Source organism: Chitinimonas violaceus (genome assembly GCF_052601015.1).
This window is the reverse complement of record NZ_JBQXDJ010000070.1, coordinates 1-17,694: the sequence shown is the minus strand read 5'-3', so window position 1 is coordinate 17,694 and position 17,694 is coordinate 1. Positions and strand designations below refer to the sequence as shown.

The 17,694-nt window shown below is 51.4% G+C and carries 16 protein-coding genes and 1 pseudogene; 8 read left to right on the top strand and 9 right to left on the bottom strand.

From position 1 onward, the window contains the following. Nucleotides 1–114 precede the first annotated feature (114 nt). Both ACUHMQ_RS17655 and ACUHMQ_RS17650 read right to left on the bottom strand, forming a co-directional pair. Entirely contained in the window at nucleotides 115–462 is a 348-nt protein-coding gene (locus tag ACUHMQ_RS17655; RefSeq protein ID WP_445296776.1) for a BON domain-containing protein, read from the bottom strand. Nucleotides 463–640: 178 nt separating this feature from the next. Next, complete coding sequence (locus ACUHMQ_RS17650) at nucleotides 641–973, bottom strand: hypothetical protein (protein ID WP_445296775.1); 333 nt, start codon at nucleotides 971–973, stop codon at nucleotides 641–643. A 706-nt stretch (nucleotides 974–1,679) separates the two neighbouring features. Here ACUHMQ_RS17650 and ACUHMQ_RS17645 point away from each other — a divergent pair. Further along, on the top strand, nucleotides 1,680–2,594 hold the full coding sequence (locus ACUHMQ_RS17645) for a hypothetical protein (protein WP_445296774.1): 915 nt from the start codon (nucleotides 1,680–1,682) through the stop codon (nucleotides 2,592–2,594). Between the two features lie 127 nt (nucleotides 2,595–2,721). Here ACUHMQ_RS17645 and ACUHMQ_RS17640 read toward each other — a convergent pair whose 3' ends face one another. The 3 genes from ACUHMQ_RS17640 to ACUHMQ_RS17630 all read right to left on the bottom strand — a co-directional run bounded on the left by ACUHMQ_RS17640 (nucleotide 2,722) and on the right by ACUHMQ_RS17630 (nucleotide 5,199). Then, nucleotides 2,722–4,167, bottom strand: coding sequence for an RNA polymerase factor sigma-54 (locus ACUHMQ_RS17640; protein ID WP_445296773.1), 1,446 nt, complete (start codon nucleotides 4,165–4,167; stop codon nucleotides 2,722–2,724). A gap of 733 nt (nucleotides 4,168–4,900) precedes the next feature. Beyond that, nucleotides 4,901–5,038, bottom strand: a complete 138-nt coding sequence (locus ACUHMQ_RS17635) for a hypothetical protein (protein WP_445296772.1) — start codon at nucleotides 5,036–5,038, stop codon at nucleotides 4,901–4,903. Then, nucleotides 5,038–5,199 (bottom strand): hypothetical protein, encoded by a 162-nt coding sequence (locus tag ACUHMQ_RS17630; protein WP_445296771.1) that lies wholly within the window; start codon nucleotides 5,197–5,199, stop codon nucleotides 5,038–5,040. Before ACUHMQ_RS17630 ends, ACUHMQ_RS17635 begins: the two co-directional genes overlap by 1 nt. Before the next feature lie 263 nt (nucleotides 5,200–5,462). Between ACUHMQ_RS17630 and ACUHMQ_RS17625 the strand changes: the two genes are divergently transcribed. From ACUHMQ_RS17625 to ACUHMQ_RS17605, 5 genes are all read left to right on the top strand, one after another. Then, on the top strand, nucleotides 5,463–6,062 hold the full coding sequence (locus tag ACUHMQ_RS17625) for a hemerythrin domain-containing protein (protein ID WP_445296770.1): 600 nt from the start codon (nucleotides 5,463–5,465) through the stop codon (nucleotides 6,060–6,062). An 89-nt stretch (nucleotides 6,063–6,151) separates the two neighbouring features. Next, on the top strand, nucleotides 6,152–6,472 hold the full coding sequence (locus ACUHMQ_RS17620) for a BON domain-containing protein (protein WP_445296769.1): 321 nt from the start codon (nucleotides 6,152–6,154) through the stop codon (nucleotides 6,470–6,472). 428 nt (nucleotides 6,473–6,900) lie between these two features. Further along, complete coding sequence (locus ACUHMQ_RS17615) at nucleotides 6,901–7,290, top strand: DUF4398 domain-containing protein (protein WP_445296768.1); 390 nt, start codon at nucleotides 6,901–6,903, stop codon at nucleotides 7,288–7,290. Nucleotides 7,291–7,309: 19 nt separating this feature from the next. Beyond that, nucleotides 7,310–8,119, top strand: a complete 810-nt coding sequence (locus ACUHMQ_RS17610) for an OmpA family protein (RefSeq protein WP_445296767.1) — start codon at nucleotides 7,310–7,312, stop codon at nucleotides 8,117–8,119. Nucleotide 8,120: 1 nt separating this feature from the next. Continuing rightward, nucleotides 8,121–9,260, top strand: coding sequence for an AI-2E family transporter (locus ACUHMQ_RS17605; protein WP_445296766.1), 1,140 nt, complete (start codon nucleotides 8,121–8,123; stop codon nucleotides 9,258–9,260). A 107-nt stretch (nucleotides 9,261–9,367) separates the two neighbouring features. Here ACUHMQ_RS17605 and ACUHMQ_RS17600 read toward each other — a convergent pair whose 3' ends face one another. Continuing rightward, entirely contained in the window at nucleotides 9,368–9,979 is a 612-nt protein-coding gene (locus ACUHMQ_RS17600; RefSeq protein ID WP_445296765.1) for an outer membrane beta-barrel protein, read from the bottom strand. Between the two features lie 565 nt (nucleotides 9,980–10,544). After that, nucleotides 10,545–10,820 (bottom strand): hypothetical protein, encoded by a 276-nt coding sequence (locus ACUHMQ_RS17595; protein WP_445296764.1) that lies wholly within the window; start codon nucleotides 10,818–10,820, stop codon nucleotides 10,545–10,547. Between the two features lie 164 nt (nucleotides 10,821–10,984). On the opposite strand from ACUHMQ_RS17595, the gene ACUHMQ_RS17590 reads away from it, so the two are divergent. Both ACUHMQ_RS17590 and ACUHMQ_RS17585 read left to right on the top strand, forming a co-directional pair. Further along, entirely contained in the window at nucleotides 10,985–11,509 is a 525-nt protein-coding gene (locus ACUHMQ_RS17590; protein ID WP_445296763.1) for a DUF421 domain-containing protein, read from the top strand. A gap of 581 nt (nucleotides 11,510–12,090) precedes the next feature. Beyond that, nucleotides 12,091–14,664, top strand: a complete 2,574-nt coding sequence (locus ACUHMQ_RS17585) for an ATP-binding protein (protein WP_445296762.1) — start codon at nucleotides 12,091–12,093, stop codon at nucleotides 14,662–14,664. A gap of 232 nt (nucleotides 14,665–14,896) precedes the next feature. Here ACUHMQ_RS17585 and ACUHMQ_RS17580 read toward each other — a convergent pair whose 3' ends face one another. Both ACUHMQ_RS17580 and ACUHMQ_RS17575 read right to left on the bottom strand, forming a co-directional pair. Beyond that, nucleotides 14,897–17,089: an ATP-binding protein gene (locus tag ACUHMQ_RS17580; RefSeq protein ID WP_445296761.1), complete on the bottom strand. Its 2,193-nt coding sequence runs from the start codon at nucleotides 17,087–17,089 to the stop codon at nucleotides 14,897–14,899. Between the two features lie 490 nt (nucleotides 17,090–17,579). Beyond that, nucleotides 17,580–17,694: pseudogene (locus tag ACUHMQ_RS17575) on the bottom strand (IS5/IS1182 family transposase); the annotation flags it as partial.

Genomic DNA, 17,694 nt, shown 5'->3' with positions numbered 1-17,694 from the left:
TAACATTTCCATGGTGATCACCCTTTCTCTCCTGCCTAGAAATTAGGCAGGGCAAGTAGAACACCTGGGTCAGTTTTGAATCGGCACTAGCACTTTGGCTGGGTCAGTTTTCGGTCAGCCGCAACAGGTCTCACTCTCCTGGGCGGTGGGAACCGACCCGGAAAGAGTGACAACACCATCGTTACTCACCACGCCCAGCCGCAGCGTACCCACGCCGGCGTCGTTTACCAGCGCTGCTTTGATTTCGGAGGTCAACGCGGCATCACCGGTGCTCTCTTCCATCTTGTCTGCAGCATTAACTGCGGCTGCCGCGGCAATTTCCCTTTCAATCAGGCTGTCATGGTCTTGGGCATCGGCAGTGTCTTCGACATGTGGCAAATGGCTGTTGCTGTCGCATGCTGTAATGCCAAGTAAGAGGACTACAGCGGTCAAGCTGGTGGCGAACAGGTTGGAGAGTTTCATGTCGGTTCTCCTTCTGGTAGCTAGAAATATGATCTGTGAGGCTACTTCTAACCTAACCGCAGCAATGGTTATGCCGGTAACGTTGAATGTGTTGAATGTGGGTGGACATAAAAGCAGAAGGGGAGGTGTGTTGCTCCCCTTCTTTTCACAGGTATTTACTAACTACCTAGTTGGTCAATCAGTGCTTCTTATCGCTTTGGCGTGGCTGCACGGGCAGGTCATAAGCGCCGCCTTGTCCCTGGATTGACTGCCCCTTCTCACTGCTACATGTATCCGGCCCCATATTCCCGTCCGCTTTGCGGCTGTTGTCGGTCGCCTTGCTGCTTGTCAGCCGTGCTTCTTCAGGGGTGGGCTTCTGTGTTGCACTTTTCTGTTGAGTGTTCTGGTTGCTCTTGTTGGCAGCGTCGCGTTGTTGTTTGTCAGGGTTCATAGAGCTAAAACCGCGATTGCTCTTGGTATTGCCGCTACTTTGCTTGTTTTGGGTGCTGTTGCTGCTTTGATGGTTAGCCATGTCAGTTTCCTTTCAGGAAGTGAGTATTTTCCGAACCAATCAGCAGAGTAAGCGGCTGAAGCCTCTGGATATTCGAGCGATCGGTTTGAAAAAGCATTAATTCCTTCAGCGCCAATCTGTAAGGGGCAATTGACGTGCCACACGGTGCTGATCGGTCAATGTATAGGTGAATGAAGGAAATGTATGAATTGGCTTTTTTAATAAAAGCAAGACAGGTAAAATTTTTATGCTTGCTATGTAATATTTACCAATAAGCCTTATTTATTTTATGGAGGTAGATTATTTCAGTTCATTTTATTCCGGATATTAAGCACTTAATAAATCTGGAAGCTGGAAATACTGCATAAATAAGCCGGTTATAAGATCAGATGCGGTGGTATGCCACTACATGAGCCCGCTTGGGAATAAGGCTTGCTGACATAACTGTGCCAAGCGTTGAAACACCGCACTTGGTGAAGAGACTGGCTTTCGGGGTAACTCGACTGTCTTGAAACCTGTTTAAAGTCCGTAGCGAATGGTAAGGGAACAGTGCACCAGCGTATGGGTGCCGTGGGTATCTACTTGCGCTTGTTACCCAACCGGTATTGAGCAGTAGGATTGTGAACAGGTTATTAAGTATGTTCGGCCCGAAGGTCAGTTTCTTTTTTCGCTGTGTTAATGGAGCAGAGCACAGCCTGTTCTCAGATCCATTTCGAAAGGAAAGACGATGAACCAACATTATTATGGTGAACAACAACGCCAACAGGGCCACGGTACGCAACAACATTCAGAGCAATGGTCGGGGCAGGGTTCCCCGCAGGGCAATTACGGCTCTGCCGGGCGTGAGTATGAGCCTGGTAATCAACAGCAGCGTGGGGCTTATGGCCAACAGTATGGTAGTGAGATTTATCGGGATCCTAACGCTGGCTACAGCGGAGGGGCGGAATATGGCAATCAATACCAAGGTAACCGTGCTTATCCTATGAACCAGCCACAACAATATGGCCGGGGATATGAGAGTGGCTTGCAAAGCTACCAAGGAGGTGGATATCAAGGTGGACAGCAGGGATATGGCTACCAAGGTGAACAATACAACCGCGACCCGTATTACCAGGCGGGAGGGCAGCGGCAGTATGCAAACACGCAAGGCCAAGGCAGCTACCCAAACCATCAATATGGTAACTACAACCCAAGCTATCCTGACCAGTATGCACAAAGCCAAGGTCATCTGGGACATCGTACCTTTGGGCCGGGTAATACCGTGTATGGCAACCAAGGGTATGAGCAGGGGTATGGCGGCAATTACCAAGGTCAATATTCCAACCAAGGTAATTCTGCAGGTTCGCAGCATTACGGTGGGCAGTCAGGCAGTTACGCCCAACATTACGACCCACACTACAATCAGTGGCGTAATGAGCAGATCCGTAGGCTGGATGAGGATTACCACTCCTATAACCAGGAGCGCTACGGTAAATTCTCGGACGAGTTCGATCAGTGGCGTAAGAGCCGTAAGACTTCGCGCCCCAATGCATCCCGGCCGGAGTCGGACCTTAACGAGAACAGCGGATTTGGCGCAAGTTCATCTCCATCTGGCGGGAGTCGGGATCAGGAAAACAACAAGAATAAGTCCAAGGTTAACTAAGTTGCGTTGATTTTTGATTGATTGAATTGTTGTGTTGATTGATCTGTAACAGTAACAACAGCAACAAAAAACGCCGAATTTTCATTCGGCGTTTTTTGTTGGCTACTTCAATCAAAAAAACATCGCGTCATGCATGCTGCCGGCGCATATCCACAGAAGGCAGATGCATCATCTGGCGGTATTTGGTTACCGTTCTACGCGCCACCTGCAGGCCCTGCTGGGTAAGCAACCGGGTGATTTCCGCGTCCGACAGCGGTGCCTGGCTGTTTTCCGATTGGATCATTTCCTTGATGGCGCCACGTATTGCGGTGGTAGAGCAGCAGCTGCCCTGATTGGTGTTGAGCGCACGGGAGAAGAAATACTTCAGCTCGAATATGCCGGCCGGGGTGGCCATGTACTTGTTGCTGGTGGCGCGCGAAACGGTGGATTCATGCAGTTCCAACGTTTCGGCAATGTCTTTCAGCCCCAAGGGTTGCATGGCCAGCGTGCCATGTTCGAAAAAATGCTGCTGATGGTCGACGATGGCTTGCGCGACACGCAGGATGGTATTGAATCGTTGCTGCAGGTTGCGCACCATCCAGCGTGCTTCCTGCAAATGCGAGCTGAGGTCGCCATGGTGCGATTCACGGTGTTGCTGAAAAAGGTCGGCATACATCTGATTGAGCCTTACCTTGGGCACTGCAGCCGGGTTGAGCATGGCGCACCATTGGTCATTGACCTTGCGTACGATCACATCCGGAGTAAGGTAGGCTGCAGTATGGTTGCCAAAAGCCCATCCTGGGTGCGGGTCCAGCCGCCGAATGCAGGTAAGGCTTTCCTCCACCTCGGCAGGCGTGCATTCCAATATGCCGGCAAGTCCGGTGATATCCCGCTGTATCAGGCGCCTGAATTCCTCGTCCAGAATACGAAGGGCGAGGGCGTGGGGTGGGCTCTCGGGCAGGGCCAGCAGTTGCAGACGCACGCATTCCTGTACATCCCGTGCGCCAACGCCTGCGGGGTCCAGCGATTGCACCAATTTCAACGCGCATTGCATTTCTGACTCATCCACCGTGGGGTCGGCTTCTGCGGTAACACGCAGGTCATCCAGCGATACGCGCAGATAGCCGTCGTCATCCAGTGCTTCCACCACCAAGGCGGCCAGCAGTTGGTCGCGGGTGGAGAGATTCAGCACATTGAGCTGACCGTGAAGATGCGCATGCAAGGTTACTTCACTGCGTGCGAGATCCAGCAGGTCCAATGTATCCTCGCCATTGTCCTTACGGTCTTTGCCGGTATGGTTCCAGGTTTCACCTTCGGGGAAAGGGTCAAGCCCATCATCACGGGGCGCTTCGGTGACGGTGTCGACAGGACTTTCGCTATCGAATGAAGCAGGGCTATCGTTTACCTCGGCAATGTCATCTGCAGCGTATTCCTCGACTTCCTCCATTTCCAGGAACGGATTGGTGCTGAGTGCCTGGTGGAGTTCCTGGGTGAAATCCAGCGTGGATAGCTGTAGCAGCTTTACTGCTTGTTGTAACCGCGGGGAAAGTACCTGGCTTTGGCGATGTTCCAGATGAAATGTCTGTGCGCTCATGCTGCCTCCTGACGTGGCGTTAGCCTGTGGAATGAGCGGTGCCACCTACGGCAAGTCTGCTCAATTTATTGACGATCACAGCGGTGTCGCTGGACCTTCGTTGTTGTGTTCACACTGGGGTCGATGCCCAAGTCGTTAGAACCTGCTTACGACAGTTCGTGAACAGCGTTCTAATGGGTAGTCATGTGTCAGGTAAGCCTCCTCCTATTCCCCTTTACAAGCATGTTTGGCACGGCCAAGCAAAGGGATAAGTCTTTGGGATAGGGGCGGTTGAAGAACACATCAGCGGCGAATGGTTTGGAACCTGCTAACGATCTTGCTGCGCAACCGTGATCAGTGATCAGGGTTTGTGTGCTGCTCGAAAGCACCCGCAAGAGGGACGCCGAATTGCTACGGTGTTTCGAACCTAGAAACTCGCAGCCTCATGTACAAAAGTACATTCCGGTCTCTGCGTTAAGTCCTGCTGATAGCTGCTCGTGGCGGATCGAAAACAAGCTTTTAGATCGCTACGAGAGATATCCGGTTCCAGCTATGGCGCTGTCTGTTGTTTCAGGTGCAACCGTGTGTCCCTATTCCCTCGATGCCTGTGGCAGGTCCCCATCGCACATCATTCCGGAAAGTGATGGGGTTGCTGATAAATAGCAATTGATATGCCAGCTCTTTGGTGCGTCTGGCTGCATGTAGCTGACGCCTGTTGGCGATCAATCGTTAAACAGGAGTTTCAGGGGACCGTTTATTTTGGATTGCCCTTGTGATGAGAACGCTTATTCCGACGTTTGCCCTGTAGGCCGACGTCCTCTCCCATGCCGTAGCTGCCACGGCGGTCGGTATCCACCAAGCCACGGTCAATGTCGCGTAGTGCCTGACGCATCACCTTACGCGGGTGGCTGGCTTGGTTGCTGGCAGACTGGTCGTGCCATGGGGCAGCTTCGGGGTGGGTTCGATACCCGTAATGGGGTCGACACGGCGTGGGTGCGGTGGATCGATCGGGTGGCGTTTGCTGGCACGTAGCCAGGAGTTGTACGCACGCATGGTGATGGCTCCTTAACCTGCATCGGTTTTTTTGCTACGCCCCTTGGGGGTTGAAAGGCCCTGCAAGGGCGAGCTACCAAACGGAGAGCAGGTTCTTGGTGGATGGACAGTTTGTGTCATCGCAAACGCTGTTCCCGGCTGCAGGATTTACGTTTTGCTTTGTAAAGCCTTCATGGTGGATAAGCGTTTCAGGCAGCTTCGGGTATGGAGTTTGCGTAGGTGGGAATAGAAATCTACTGTTTAACATGTACCGGGAGAACGTCATGACTCATCAGAAGCAGTCCTACGATCCTTTGAACGCCGCAGATGCACGTCTTGCGATACTGAGGATGTTGAAAGACGATCATCAGCGTTTGAAGAGCGGCTTTCACGAATTCGCCTATTTGAATTCAGTGGAAAGACTCGAAATCGGCCCGCCACTGATTGATGTGACTTGTGATCTGCTTGAAATCTATGCGGCGCTTGAGGAAGACATCTTCTACCCTGGCATACGCGACTTTCTGAGCGAGCCGGCGCTGGTGGACGAAGCGTTAATCGAACATATGACTTTGAAGTTGCTGATCGCAGAACTGCGGGACTTGAGCAGCCGTAAGCTAGGCCAATGTGACGCAGTGTTTACAGTGCTTGGTGAATACGTGGTGCATCACATCCACAAGGAGGAAAGTGGTTTGTTTGTCCTGCTGGGCTTTGCAGGCCCTGATTGGATCGAGATGTTGGATGCCATGCAGGAACGGCGTGATGAATTGGAAGCCCTGCTGGAAGCTGGTAACCGGTTTATCAAGCAGACAGAGGTGCGATCTCCTCTTAATGGAGACCAGCCGAATTCGTTCAATGTGGATACACCCAAGACCATTTTGCATTGAGTGGCGGGTGGCAGGCACAGCGATTGCAATGCAGATTGCGTGTGCCTTTGAGCAGATTCTTCGCGGGTTTAGATAAAGAGGAAAAAACCATGAACAAACTACTAATCACCCTTGGCTTTGCGCTGTCGACCTGTCTGGGCATGAGTGCCTGTGCTGTTACCAGTGGCCAGAGCACGGTTGGCCAGTATGTGGACGACACCACGATTACCACGCGTGTGAAAGCGCGCTTTGCCAAGGATAAACAGGTAGATGCAATGCGCATCAATGTGGAAACCTTGAAGGGTGTGGTCGATTTATCGGGTTTCGCTGTAAGTGAAACGGAGAAAGGCCGTGCCGGCCAAATCGCCAAAGAGGTGCCCGACGTCAAAGACGTACGGAATAACATCATCGTCCGTGCACCAACCCATTAGAACCAGCGCGATCTTACTGCGCAACCGTGATCAGGGCTTATGTCCTGCTCGAAATCCTCATGTACCCAAGTACATTCCGGTTTCTGCGCTGCTCTGCACCCTGCTGACAGCTGCTCGCGACAGATCGTAAATAGGTTCTTACAGTAGGACTTTGAACTGAACGAGTTCTAAATAGCTGATAGCCACACTTTCCAACACGGCGCGGTAATCCCTCCAGGGATACTGCGCCGTTTGATTTTTGTCCGTCGGTTCCAAGTCGCCCCGCCCCGCGGTGTAAATCGTGCCTCCCTCCTGAAAATCTTACTTGTGCTGCTAAGCGTAAAGTACGGCGCGGTGAACCCGCGTGGGGGCAAGGTCTGTCGCCGGTACGCGGCATGAAAGCTGCTGTAGTACTGGGGTCATCCGTTTTTTTAGCTGGGAGATTCACTATGAGGATTAATCACCGTACCTTTTGGATGCTGCTAGGCGCTGTGCTGTTTGCAGCTGGATGTGCGTCGGTACCGTTACCGCGTGAACAGTTGGCCATCAGCCAAGCTGTCATAGACAACGCTAAGGGAGCCGGGGTGGCGCAATACGCCCCGGTTGAGTTGGCAGCAGCGCAGGATAAATTGAGCAAGGCGAAACTTGCGGTTCGCGAAGGCCAGTATGTTGCGGCTCGTCGCTTGGCAGAAGAGGCTGAGGCAGACGCACAACTGGCGCAAAACCGGGCTTTGGCAATGAAATCGAATCGATCTGCCCAGCAAGTCGAGGAAGCCAATCGTGCGTTGCATTGGGAAATAAATCGCAACGACGCTCAATTTCTGCCATCTGCCCCCTGAAAACCGAGGAGACCTGGAAATGAAAATGCTAAATCCGAAATTCCATCTTTCAATATTGGTCGGGGCTGCATTGACGGCGTGTCAGTCTGTTCCCCCGCTTAATCCAGATTTGGATCTTGCTAAACGGCGTTATACCGAGGCAAGTTCAGATGCAAGCGTCACGCAGCTCGCACCATCAGAGCTCGAACGCGCCCGTTTGGTGCTCAACCAAGCTGACCAGCATTGGGCAAAACAACGCGATAAGGAGGAAGCCCGGCATTTGAGCTATCTGGTTCAGCAGCGTCTCCAGATTGCAAGGGAGGCAGCCGCCAGCCGCCAGGCTGATAACGCTGTTTCACAAGCAGCCGTAGAGCGCTCACGCCTGCTTGCCAATGCGCGCGACAATGAAGCCCAGCAAGCCCGGGCTTTGGCAAGTGACTTGGAAAATGCGCTGGCGGAATTATCTGCCCAAAAGACGGAACGTGGCTTGGTCGTAACGCTTAACGACGTGTTGTTCGATGTGGGAAGCGCCGATCTGCGCCCGGAAGGCATTATTGCAGTGAATAAACTCGCTTCTGTGATGCATTCCAACCTGGAACGTCGTGTACGTGTGGAAGGGTATACCGACAATACAGGTCCGGAGGCATTTAACCAGACCTTGTCGGAACAACGTGCGCAGGCGATCAAGCGTGCCTTGTTGCTGCAGAGTATTGCATCCGCCCGGATTGATACGGTTGGATATGGTGCAGACAACCCAGTCGCAGATAACGACAGCGTATTAGGCCGGCAGCAGAACAGGCGCGTGGAGATTGTCGTCTCCGATGCGCATGGCCTGGTGAAAGCCAACTGAGATGGGCCGGCCAGACACTGCTATCGCCCGCTTGGCTCAGGTGATGACGCATCGGCCCAGTTGGGTTGGAAAGGCTTTGGTTGCCATAGCAGTGGTGTTTTTACTGCAGGCAGCCAAGGCCATTTTGATCCCCGTGGCGTTTGCGGGTATCTTGGTCTTCACCCTGGCGCCGCCGGTACGCTGGCTTCAGGCTTTACGTATACCCAATTACATTGGGGCTGCTGCTGTCATGGCAGTGTTGTTGAGCATGGTGTCGCTGACTTGTGTTCTGCTAGCCCGCCCGGCGGTGGAGTGGTGGGAGAGTACGCCCAATAATCTTCATCAGCTGGTGGCTTCATTTGACCGCTTGCGCATGGCGGTGCCTCTCCTTGCACCGCCGCCCGCACTGCCGGGTCCGGCACGCCAAGCACTTCCCGCACCGTCTGATCCACTCAAGGATAAGTTGGCCAGCGAAAGCGTTGCATTCACCGGCGTTGTGTTGACGCACGCTGCATCGCTGGCGTTTTCGGTGCTGGCTACCTTGATTCTTACTTATCTACTTCTGATTTCAGAGCGATGGATCATCACCCATCTGATTGCAGCTCTCCCAAATCGACGACAGCGCGCATTGGTGCTGGGCGGCTTGCGAGAGGCACAGCGGGAAATCGGCCACTTTCTGGCTACGATGGGTTTGCTCAATGTTGGGCTGGGTATCGCCACCGGTATTGCAATGGCCATCGCTGGGGTACCTCATCCGGCATTGTGGGGAGCGATTGCGGGCGTGCTCAACTTCATTCCTTATTTCGGTCCGTTGACGACGGCGATATTGTTGATTCTGACCGGCGTCTCTACTTTCAACGAACTAGGGAGCATGTTGGCGCCGGCAGCGATTTTTATGCTGATTATCGTAGTGGAAAGCAATTGGATAAGCCCGTGGTTGGTTGGCCGGCGATTGCAGCTAAGCCAATTGGCAATTTTCTTCTCGGTATTGGTATGGGTCTGGCTATGGGGCGTCTGCGGTGCATTTCTGGCCGTACCTATCCTGATCGGATTGCGCTGCTTTTTGCGGCGGCGGCATAGCCGGCTTTTATGTGCGCTTCTGGCCAGGAATGGAAGTACACCCCCTTCGTTCAAGAGTCTACTGGCAAAACGGGGAGTCTAAGATTAGACAGTGTGATTAGTGATTCAGATTCATGGAGATCACTGGACAATATTTAAAAAAGCCATTCCTATTGGAATGGCTTTTTTAAGCAATTGATTGGTGGTTAATTAAAATTTGTATTTCCAACCTGCTGTGTACAGATTCACCGCATGATCACCGTCCTTGAATTTGAACTTCTGCCTATCCCATTCCAGCAGAATCTGATTCTGCCTATCGATGTCAAACCCTAGTCCGGCACCATAAGTCAAGGCTGCGCCACTATGTTTGCCTGTTTGATATCCAACCAGTAAGGGCGATGCAGTTGTCTTGGTCCAACCGTAGGTGCCACCTACTTTACCGAAGACATTGAATTTATCGCCAATCGGTAAGTTGCCAACCAAGCTTATATTGGCGCCATGCGCTTTCGATTGGCCGCCATTCCGATCAGCTTTCCCTACATTGACGTAACCGACCTCCATACCAAATACGCGTGAGAAAAGCCCACCTGTGTAGATTTTTCCGCCGAATTTCGGATTTTTACAATCGAATAAAGGCTGGCAGGGGGCGTCGTAGTTAGACTTACCTAAATTTACGCCTACATAGCCATACGAAGTGTAGGGAATCCAGGAATAGGACTTGGCGTTGTCTTCACCACCATAGGTATTGGCTGCTGTGGCAGTAATTGAAAAAGCACCTAGTGCAAAGGGTAGAGTCAGGTGTAATAGTTTGAGTTTGTACATAGTCGGCTCCAGAGGGATATTAAACACAGCAGATAAATCCGCTAGGATTAAGGGGAGCAAGCGTTATGCCTCAGTCAGTAGATGGTATTTCGGTATAAATTTGAAAGAATGATCACAATACGGTGAAAGAAATACCGTATCTTATTTGGCTTGTATGCAGGCAGGTATCGGTTAAAAATAAAAAAACAGCCCCACGAGTGAGGCTGTTAAAATTACAAGGAGGAAGTTGTGCACCCAGTTGACCAAAGATGAATTTGGTTACTGGGTGCACTATTGCTTAGCAAGTCTTATACCATGGAAGTGTTCGAATGCTGGGAATGTTCCTTGCCTTATTTCCAAAAAAGGCAAGAGTTAATATGGCTATTAAGAACAAAAATCTAATCAATGCAATAGTGGCGAACTGACGAGTTATCAAAATATTGAACATGTCGTTGCGTTATTGATAGAAAATATATTACTTGAGTGTTGCCGCATGTCATAGGACTGATGGATTCATTAAGTAAAGGTACTTGAGAAAATTTGGCCGAAAGCAGGCTGCCCCCGGCCCAATTTTGCAGCTGTCTATTCAGTAGCTGACCGTGGCATTGGCCAATTTGGTGTCGCCAAGCGGGTTGATTTGTACTTTGTAAGAGGCTCCGGCGGTAATACCCTTGAATGTTGCAATGTTGCCGGATGTAACGTTCTTCTTTTCTCCGACGAATGTTACGTTCGGCCCCGGATTTGCGTAAACAATGCAATCCGCATTGCTGCCATTTACCAGGAAAGTGATCTCCGTGACGCCATTGTTGACGGTAATGTTTTCGCAAAAGTCATTGCTCTTATTGAGTCTGACAGTTCCCATGATTAGCTCCTCATTGTGGGCAGCAGGCCGTGCGTGGCTTGTATGCAGTGAACGAGGACAAGCATGTTGTGTGAAATAGCCAAGTTCTGAAGCAAGAAAGCAATACAGATCCATACTCATACGGGAATCAGGGGACTTTCAATAAACAAAGAAAGGTAACCGCTATGGACTTTGCAGCGTTATTTGCCCTCAGTATGTCTCCTCTCGAGTTGGTGATACGGGGGACGGCGCTCTATTGGTTTCTGATTTTTATTTTTCGGGTTGCAGTACCGAGAAATATTGGAGAAATCACCATCGCAGACGTACTGCTGCTGGTGTTGATAGCAGATGCATCACAAAACGCCATGGCAGGGGGGTATACCTCGGTTACCGATGGGTTTGTGTTGATCGTCACCTTGGTAGGTTGGAGTGCAGCATTTGATTGGCTGGCATTTCGGTTTCCCGCTATACAGAAAATATTGGAACCGCCGCCGATTATATTGATTCGTCATGGCCGAATCTTGCATAAAAACCTGCGTAAGGAATTCATGACCGTGGACGAATTAAAGGCCAAATTAAGAGAGCACGGCATCGAAGATCTGATGCGTGTAAAAGCGGCTTACCTGGAAAGTGATGGCCAATTCAGCGTTATAGAGGTAGATGGTAACGTCTCTGATAAGGGAGGTTCGACTGACAACAGGGTAATTTAATTAAGTACACTAACAAATAAAGGTCTTCGATAGACTTAAAAAATACTGGAAAACATGATGGTGGGCCGTATTCATGTCCGAATTTTTCGATGTTCACAATGTCATAAATGAATAGACAACTTGCCTATAAGATATGACTTTGTTTTGTGTACATCAGGCGATGTTGGTAATTATATTTTATAAATCTATTCGTAAATAATATTACGTTCCTGCTGACGATTTCTCGTGCTACCTGAGGTAGATCAGCTATACTCCACGAGAATTCAACGACATCGGCACACTTATTAAATATTAAGTGCTGACGTTTTCCCTCCTTCCTTTTTCTCCAAATACCCACAATTTAATCTTTTTCCGACAGTCGTATGGTCAATTCATAGCGTAATAGAGGATTATTCCGACAAGCTTGTTACGCAAGTGAATGCCAGCTTATAGACTGGGAAAAATTGATAGCCCGAGTGGGTAAATCTGGACTGTACTTTTTTTGTACATTTCGATCACAGATGGTGAAACCTTGCCATCTGCTGGTGTGTCTTCACCTTAGGCTGTCCTTGCTTTCGCTTCATTGAAGCGAGGAGGAAAAATTGTTCCGTTCTGCCCCGTCAGCACATTACTTTTCAACTGCGCATATCGTTCAGTTCTACGATGACGATGCTTTCCTCATCGATGAAGTTGCCACCTTCCTGGCAGATGCACTGCGCAGGGGAGGGGCTGCTATAGCCGTTGCTACACCTACTCACCGTGCCGCGCTTAGCCAAGCCCTGAATATGAATGGGATGGCAGCGCAAGGCGAGCGTGGCCACACGGGTGAATTAATCCTGCTTGACGCTGCAGACACGCTCAGCCGTTTTATGGTGGGTGATACGCTCGACGCAGAAGCCTTTATGAGTATGGGAGAGGCGTTGATTGTCCGGGCATCGGATGGTGGTCGGCGGTCTGTGCATGTATTCGGGGAGATGGTGGCCTTGTTGTGCGCCAGGCATAACTCGGACGCTGCAATCCGCTTGGAAGGACTATGGTGTGACCTCGCCAAGCGGCAGCAGTTTTCGCTGTTTTGCGCCTATCACATCAATATGTTTGCCAGTGCCGCGTATAGCGAAGTGTTCAAGCATGTTTGCAACGCCCATACCCATGTACGTACGCCGCGTCAGATTGAGCTTCCACACACCCGGGCTTCTCAAGAGAAGGCGATAGCTGAGCTCCATCAACAGTCGATGGCCTTGCAGCACGAGGCAAACCAACGCTCTGTGGCAGAACAGACGCTGACTCAGCGGGAAAAAGAGCTGTCCGAGTTTTTGGAGAATGCGGCAGAAGGCATACACCGGGTGGCTGCCGATGGGACCATCCTATGGGCGAATCGTGCTGAGTTGATGCTGCTGGGCTACGAGGAGGAGGAATTCTTTGGTCAGAACATTGCGAAGTTCCATGTTGAACAGGACCTCATCCGCAGCATTCTGGAAAGACTGACCAATGGCGAAAGTCTCTTCAATCAGCCAGCTTCGTTACGGTGCAAAAATGGCACCATCAAGCATGTATTGATCAATTCGAATGGGTACTTCGAGCAGGGCAAGTTGAGCTATACCCGTTGTTTCACACGTGACGTTACCGATCGGTATGCGCGTGAACAGATCGAATGGGAACGGAACAACCTCTTGATGAAGGCGCCGATCGCCGCGGCGCTGATGACCGGTCCCGATCATGTCTACAAGCTGGCTAATCCGTTGTATTGCCAGATGATGGGACGGTCGAATCTCGTCGCTCTCTCTTATACCGAAGCCTTTCCTGAGCGTACTTTTGCCCAGTGTCTGGAAGCGCTGGATACGGTCTACAAAACTGGTGAGCCCTACGTTGCCCAAGAACAGCCGATGTTGGTGGATCTGCATGGGACTGGGGAGATGGAGGAGCGCTATTACAAGTTCAATATCGATCCTTTGAAAAAGCAGGATGGCGCCGTTTATGGCCTGATGGTCATCGCGATTGATGTAACCGAGCTGGTACAAAGCCGCCGGGTGCTGGAAAAGACAAATACGGAACGCAACAAATTATTGGATGAGTTGGAATCTGCCAACCATATGAAGGACGATTTCCTGGCCATGTTGGGCCATGAACTCAGAAACCCGTTGGCGCCCATCGTTTCTGCGCTGCAGCTGATGAGAAAGCGTGGTGGCGGCCAGAACATACCGGAACAGGCCATCATTCAACGCCAAGTGGATCATTTGACCCGATTGGTCGATGACCTTCTGGATGTGTCCCGAATTACCCGGGGCAAAATCGAATTGCGCCGGGAACTATTGGAAATAGCGACGGTAATGGCCAAAGCTGTTGAGATGGCCAGCGCCCTGGTGGATCAGCAGCAGCACCGGTTGACGATGGATGTGCCATCGACTGGGTTGCTGTGTGACCTGGATCCGGTGCGGATGGCGCAGGTTGTGGCGAACCTCCTGACCAATGCGGCGAAATATACGAAACGTGGCGGCCAGATTCATCTGATGGCCAAACGAGAGGGTGACGAAGTTGTCATCAGCGTGAAAGATAATGGTCAGGGCATATCACCTGGGATGATTGATCGCGTATTCGAGCCCTTTTTCCAGGGGCAGCGCGATCATGAGCGTTCTGAAGGAGGGCTAGGCATAGGCCTGGCCTTGGTGAAAAAGCTGGTGACTTTGCATGATGGGACGGTTACGGTGATGAGTGATGGCCCCAATCAGGGGAGCGAGTTTGTCATCCACCTCCCAGTAAGCACACCGAAGGAAGACAAGGCAGCGATTGTGGTCGAAAAACGCCAGGAAGCACCGCTAGTGCGAGGTTTACGGCAGATCGTGCTGGTTGACGATAACGTGGATGCGGCAGATTCACTGGGCCGGTTACTGATGGAAGAGGGCCACCGCGTAGCGGTGTTTCACGATGCCCTTACTGCGTTAAAAGCAATGGATGAGCTGACGCCGGACTTGATACTGCTTGATATCGGCCTGCCGGTGATGAGTGGGTATGAATTAGCAGTACAGATGCGGGCCAAGCTTAATTCAAAACAATGTCAATTCATTGCATTGACTGGGTATGGTCAGGAATCCGATCGTAAGCAGAGCGAGGCGGCGGGGTTTGACCATCATTTGGTTAAACCGATTCATGTGGATGCATTGCTGCGACTGATTGCCTGAGACCCTGCTTACGATCTTACTGTGCAGCCGTGATCAGGGATCATGTGCTGCTCGAAAGCCCCCGCAAGGGGGACGCCGAACTGCTACGGTGCTTACGCACCAAGAAGTTCGCAGCCTCATGTACCTAAGTACACTCCAGTTTCTGCGCTCCGCTTCACCCTGCTGACGGCTGCTCGCTACAGATCGTAAACAGGTTCCAAGTTTGTGCCTGCTGAATGAAGCGCTTTGAAATTCAGATTGCAACGTGTTGGCGGTGCGATGCATAGACTTCCTTAAGCGCACGGGCCAGCATGGCAGTGTTGTATGGCTTGGCCAATACATGTAGCCCCGCTTTTTGGGCTTCTTCCAATTTTGCGGCGTAGCCGGTAACAAGTAGTACCGGCAGGTTCGGCCTGCAACGCTGTAATTCGAGCGCCAGGGCAATACCATCCAATTCGCCCGGCATCATCACGTCGCTCACGACGATGTCCCACTTGTGCTTGGATCGGGTAACTGCAAGCAACGCTTCCTTACCGGAAGGGAGCATGTCGACCGTGTAGCCCAGGTGTTCGAGCAAGGTCTGGCTGGAACGGGCCACATCCGGGTTGTCTTCCACCAGCAGGGCTTTGCCTGCTTTTCCTATCGGTTGCTCTACCACCGGTGCAGTGTCTGTCAGCGCAACTTCGGCATTGGTGGCTGGCAGGAACATTGAAATACGTGTGCCTGCATCGAGTTCGCTCTCAACCGTTACCAGGCCGCCAGATTGACGACAGAAGCCGTACACCTGTGCTAGACCCAGGCCAGCGCCGCTGCCGATGGGCTTGGTGGTGAAGTAGGGCTCGAAGATTCTTTCCTTATCTTCTTCCGCAATACCCAGCCCATTGTCCGATACGCTGATACAGACGAAATCCCCGGTAAGTTGTATATCTGTTTGCTCATCGGTCAATGTGACATTGCGTGCTGCGATAGTCAGCTCACCGCCATTAGGCAGGGCATCCCTGGCATTCAGCGTGAGGTTGAGCAAGGCCAGCTCCAGCTCGGAGCCATCCACTTTGATGTGGGCAAGATCGGGTTGCAGGTCGACCTTCAGCGTCACCCGGCCGCCAACTGAAGCCTGTAGGAGCTCGGTAAATCCCTTCATCCGTTCTGCGAAGTGGATGACTTCCGGCCTCAAGGGCTGTTTACGCGCAAAGGCCAGCAGTTGGCGAGTCAAACGGCGGCCAGATTCCACAACACGTTCCAGTGTTTCCAATGTGGAGATGAGGCTCGGGTCGCTGACCCGCTTGCGCAGCACCATGGCGCTGGTGGCAATGACCATGAGCAGATTGTTGAAATCGTGGGCTACCCCCCCGGTCAGCTGGCCAAGCGCCTCCAAACGGCCGGTTTGTTTGAATGCGGCTTCAATGGCTTCGCGGGCGCTGATTTCAGCACGCCAGCGACGCAACACTTCACTCTCGCTACGTAGGCGACGACGGACAACAAAGAGGGCACTGACCAGGAATAATGTAGGGATGAACGTAAAGGCAGCAAGGATTGCAATATAGCGGTACCAGTTATGCCGCCAGATCATGCTTGGGTAGCTGGCGCTGACATAAAGCGGATAGGCGGGTACTTTGCGGAAGGAGGTAAAGCGGTCTAGGCAGGGAGGTGTCGTACTGTCTTTGCCTGTGCATTCGGGCAAAGCCGTCTGGTTTCCTTTATCTTTATTGCGCGATGCTAGGGGATAGCTGGGATTGGGCACATGCGCCAGTACCCGTCCTTCTTCCTGCGTCAGTTTCAGCGATATACCGGGGTAGGATTTGATCAGGTCCGAGTAGAACTCGATGAAGTAGCTTGGCTTTAACGACACCAGTATTGCGCCGGCAAATTTGCCTTCCGCATTGTGGTAGGGGACGCTGATACTGAAGATGGGTCGATGGTTGATCCTGCCTGCTATGACGCCGGATACATACAGTGGTGTGCCGCTTTGTACCGCTTTGAAATAGTCGCGGTCTGCGATGCTGAAATCCCCAGGTACCGGGTAAGTATTACTTGAAGCAATGATCCGGCCATCCGATCCGACGATGCCGATACCGGCCAATTGTGGAATCCCGCGTACGAAGCCTGCGAAACGACGGTGTATATCACGCTCGTTGGTTCGCAGGTCTGCCTCACTGCGTTGGTCGATCAAATCCCGGATGCGTCCTAATAGTTGTTGGTTGGTTTCGGTGGTCTTGAGCGCATGCTCCTGAATGACATCGGCAAAATTGTTGACCCGGTCATGGGCGGTTTGGCGGGCACTGTGGTAACTAGTGAAAAGCAGGTAAATGAAAAAAGAGGCGGGGAGCAGGACAGAGAGGGAAATCAGGATCATCAATGCACGTTGTGCACCAGCCAAGTTTGGGCTTTGGGGCAGGCGAGAGGGGTTGCCCAAAGTTGGCGTATTTGTTGGCTTATCTTTCACCACGATGGTCTTCTTAGTGTTTTGTATTAGTGAGTAGATTTTCGTGGAAATTCAAACTTACTGCTATCGGGTGATGGCAGAGATAGCAATTTCGATTCACTAATTCAATACCTAAGGCCTTAACTGTAAAAACGGTTTTGGTCGATAGCAGCAAGCAGCATGCCTGTATTCGCACAACTTATTTCAAAGACAATTGATGGTGCTGAAAGGGCTTTCAGCAATCCTAGATACGGGATTTAAAACCTATTGAATTGACGTAAACCATTGGTGGGCTATTTGAAATTTTTATAGTGCTATGTGTAATTCTTACAAAGCTTGGATATTAAATAATTGTCTTGTTCAATACTAAAGCAGTCCTGATGCGACCTATCATGCGGGCATGAGATTTGCGCGATCATGCTTATCGATGTAGTGCATCTAGGAGTGAACAACATGGCGAATATTGCTTGGCATTCGGATCCGATGCCCCCACCCCCAGTATCTAAGAACCTGTTCAAAGTCTCCGCAGAAGAAGAGTCAGAAAGGCAAACTGAATGAATTGCAAGCTGGTGTCGAGCTTGCGTTCACAGTTCTTCCACAATCGACGGCACTTCTCCAACCACGCAAAA

Excerpts from the sequence above, each read along its gene's own strand:
- ACUHMQ_RS17620 (WP_445296769.1), top strand. The coding sequence starts at position 6,152 with ATGAACAAACTACTAATCACCCTTGGCTTTGCGCTGTCGACCTGTCTG.
- ACUHMQ_RS17655 (WP_445296776.1), bottom strand. The coding sequence starts at position 462 with ATGAAACTCTCCAACCTGTTCGCCACCAGCTTGACCGCTGTAGTCCTC.
- ACUHMQ_RS17610 (WP_445296767.1), top strand. The coding sequence starts at position 7,310 with ATGAAAATGCTAAATCCGAAATTCCATCTTTCAATATTGGTCGGGGCT.
- ACUHMQ_RS17605 (WP_445296766.1), top strand. The coding sequence starts at position 8,121 with ATGGGCCGGCCAGACACTGCTATCGCCCGCTTGGCTCAGGTGATGACG.
- ACUHMQ_RS17600 (WP_445296765.1), bottom strand. The coding sequence starts at position 9,979 with ATGTACAAACTCAAACTATTACACCTGACTCTACCCTTTGCACTAGGT.
- ACUHMQ_RS17640 (WP_445296773.1), bottom strand. The coding sequence starts at position 4,167 with ATGAGCGCACAGACATTTCATCTGGAACATCGCCAAAGCCAGGTACTT.
- ACUHMQ_RS17625 (WP_445296770.1), top strand. The coding sequence starts at position 5,463 with ATGACTCATCAGAAGCAGTCCTACGATCCTTTGAACGCCGCAGATGCA.
- ACUHMQ_RS17615 (WP_445296768.1), top strand. The coding sequence starts at position 6,901 with ATGAGGATTAATCACCGTACCTTTTGGATGCTGCTAGGCGCTGTGCTG.
- ACUHMQ_RS17635 (WP_445296772.1), bottom strand. The coding sequence starts at position 5,038 with ATGCGTCAGGCACTACGCGACATTGACCGTGGCTTGGTGGATACCGAC.
- ACUHMQ_RS17645 (WP_445296774.1), top strand. The coding sequence starts at position 1,680 with ATGAACCAACATTATTATGGTGAACAACAACGCCAACAGGGCCACGGT.
- ACUHMQ_RS17650 (WP_445296775.1), bottom strand. The coding sequence starts at position 973 with ATGGCTAACCATCAAAGCAGCAACAGCACCCAAAACAAGCAAAGTAGC.
- ACUHMQ_RS17630 (WP_445296771.1), bottom strand. The coding sequence starts at position 5,199 with ATGCGTGCGTACAACTCCTGGCTACGTGCCAGCAAACGCCACCCGATC.
- ACUHMQ_RS17595 (WP_445296764.1), bottom strand. The coding sequence starts at position 10,820 with ATGGGAACTGTCAGACTCAATAAGAGCAATGACTTTTGCGAAAACATT.
- ACUHMQ_RS17590 (WP_445296763.1), top strand. The coding sequence starts at position 10,985 with ATGGACTTTGCAGCGTTATTTGCCCTCAGTATGTCTCCTCTCGAGTTG.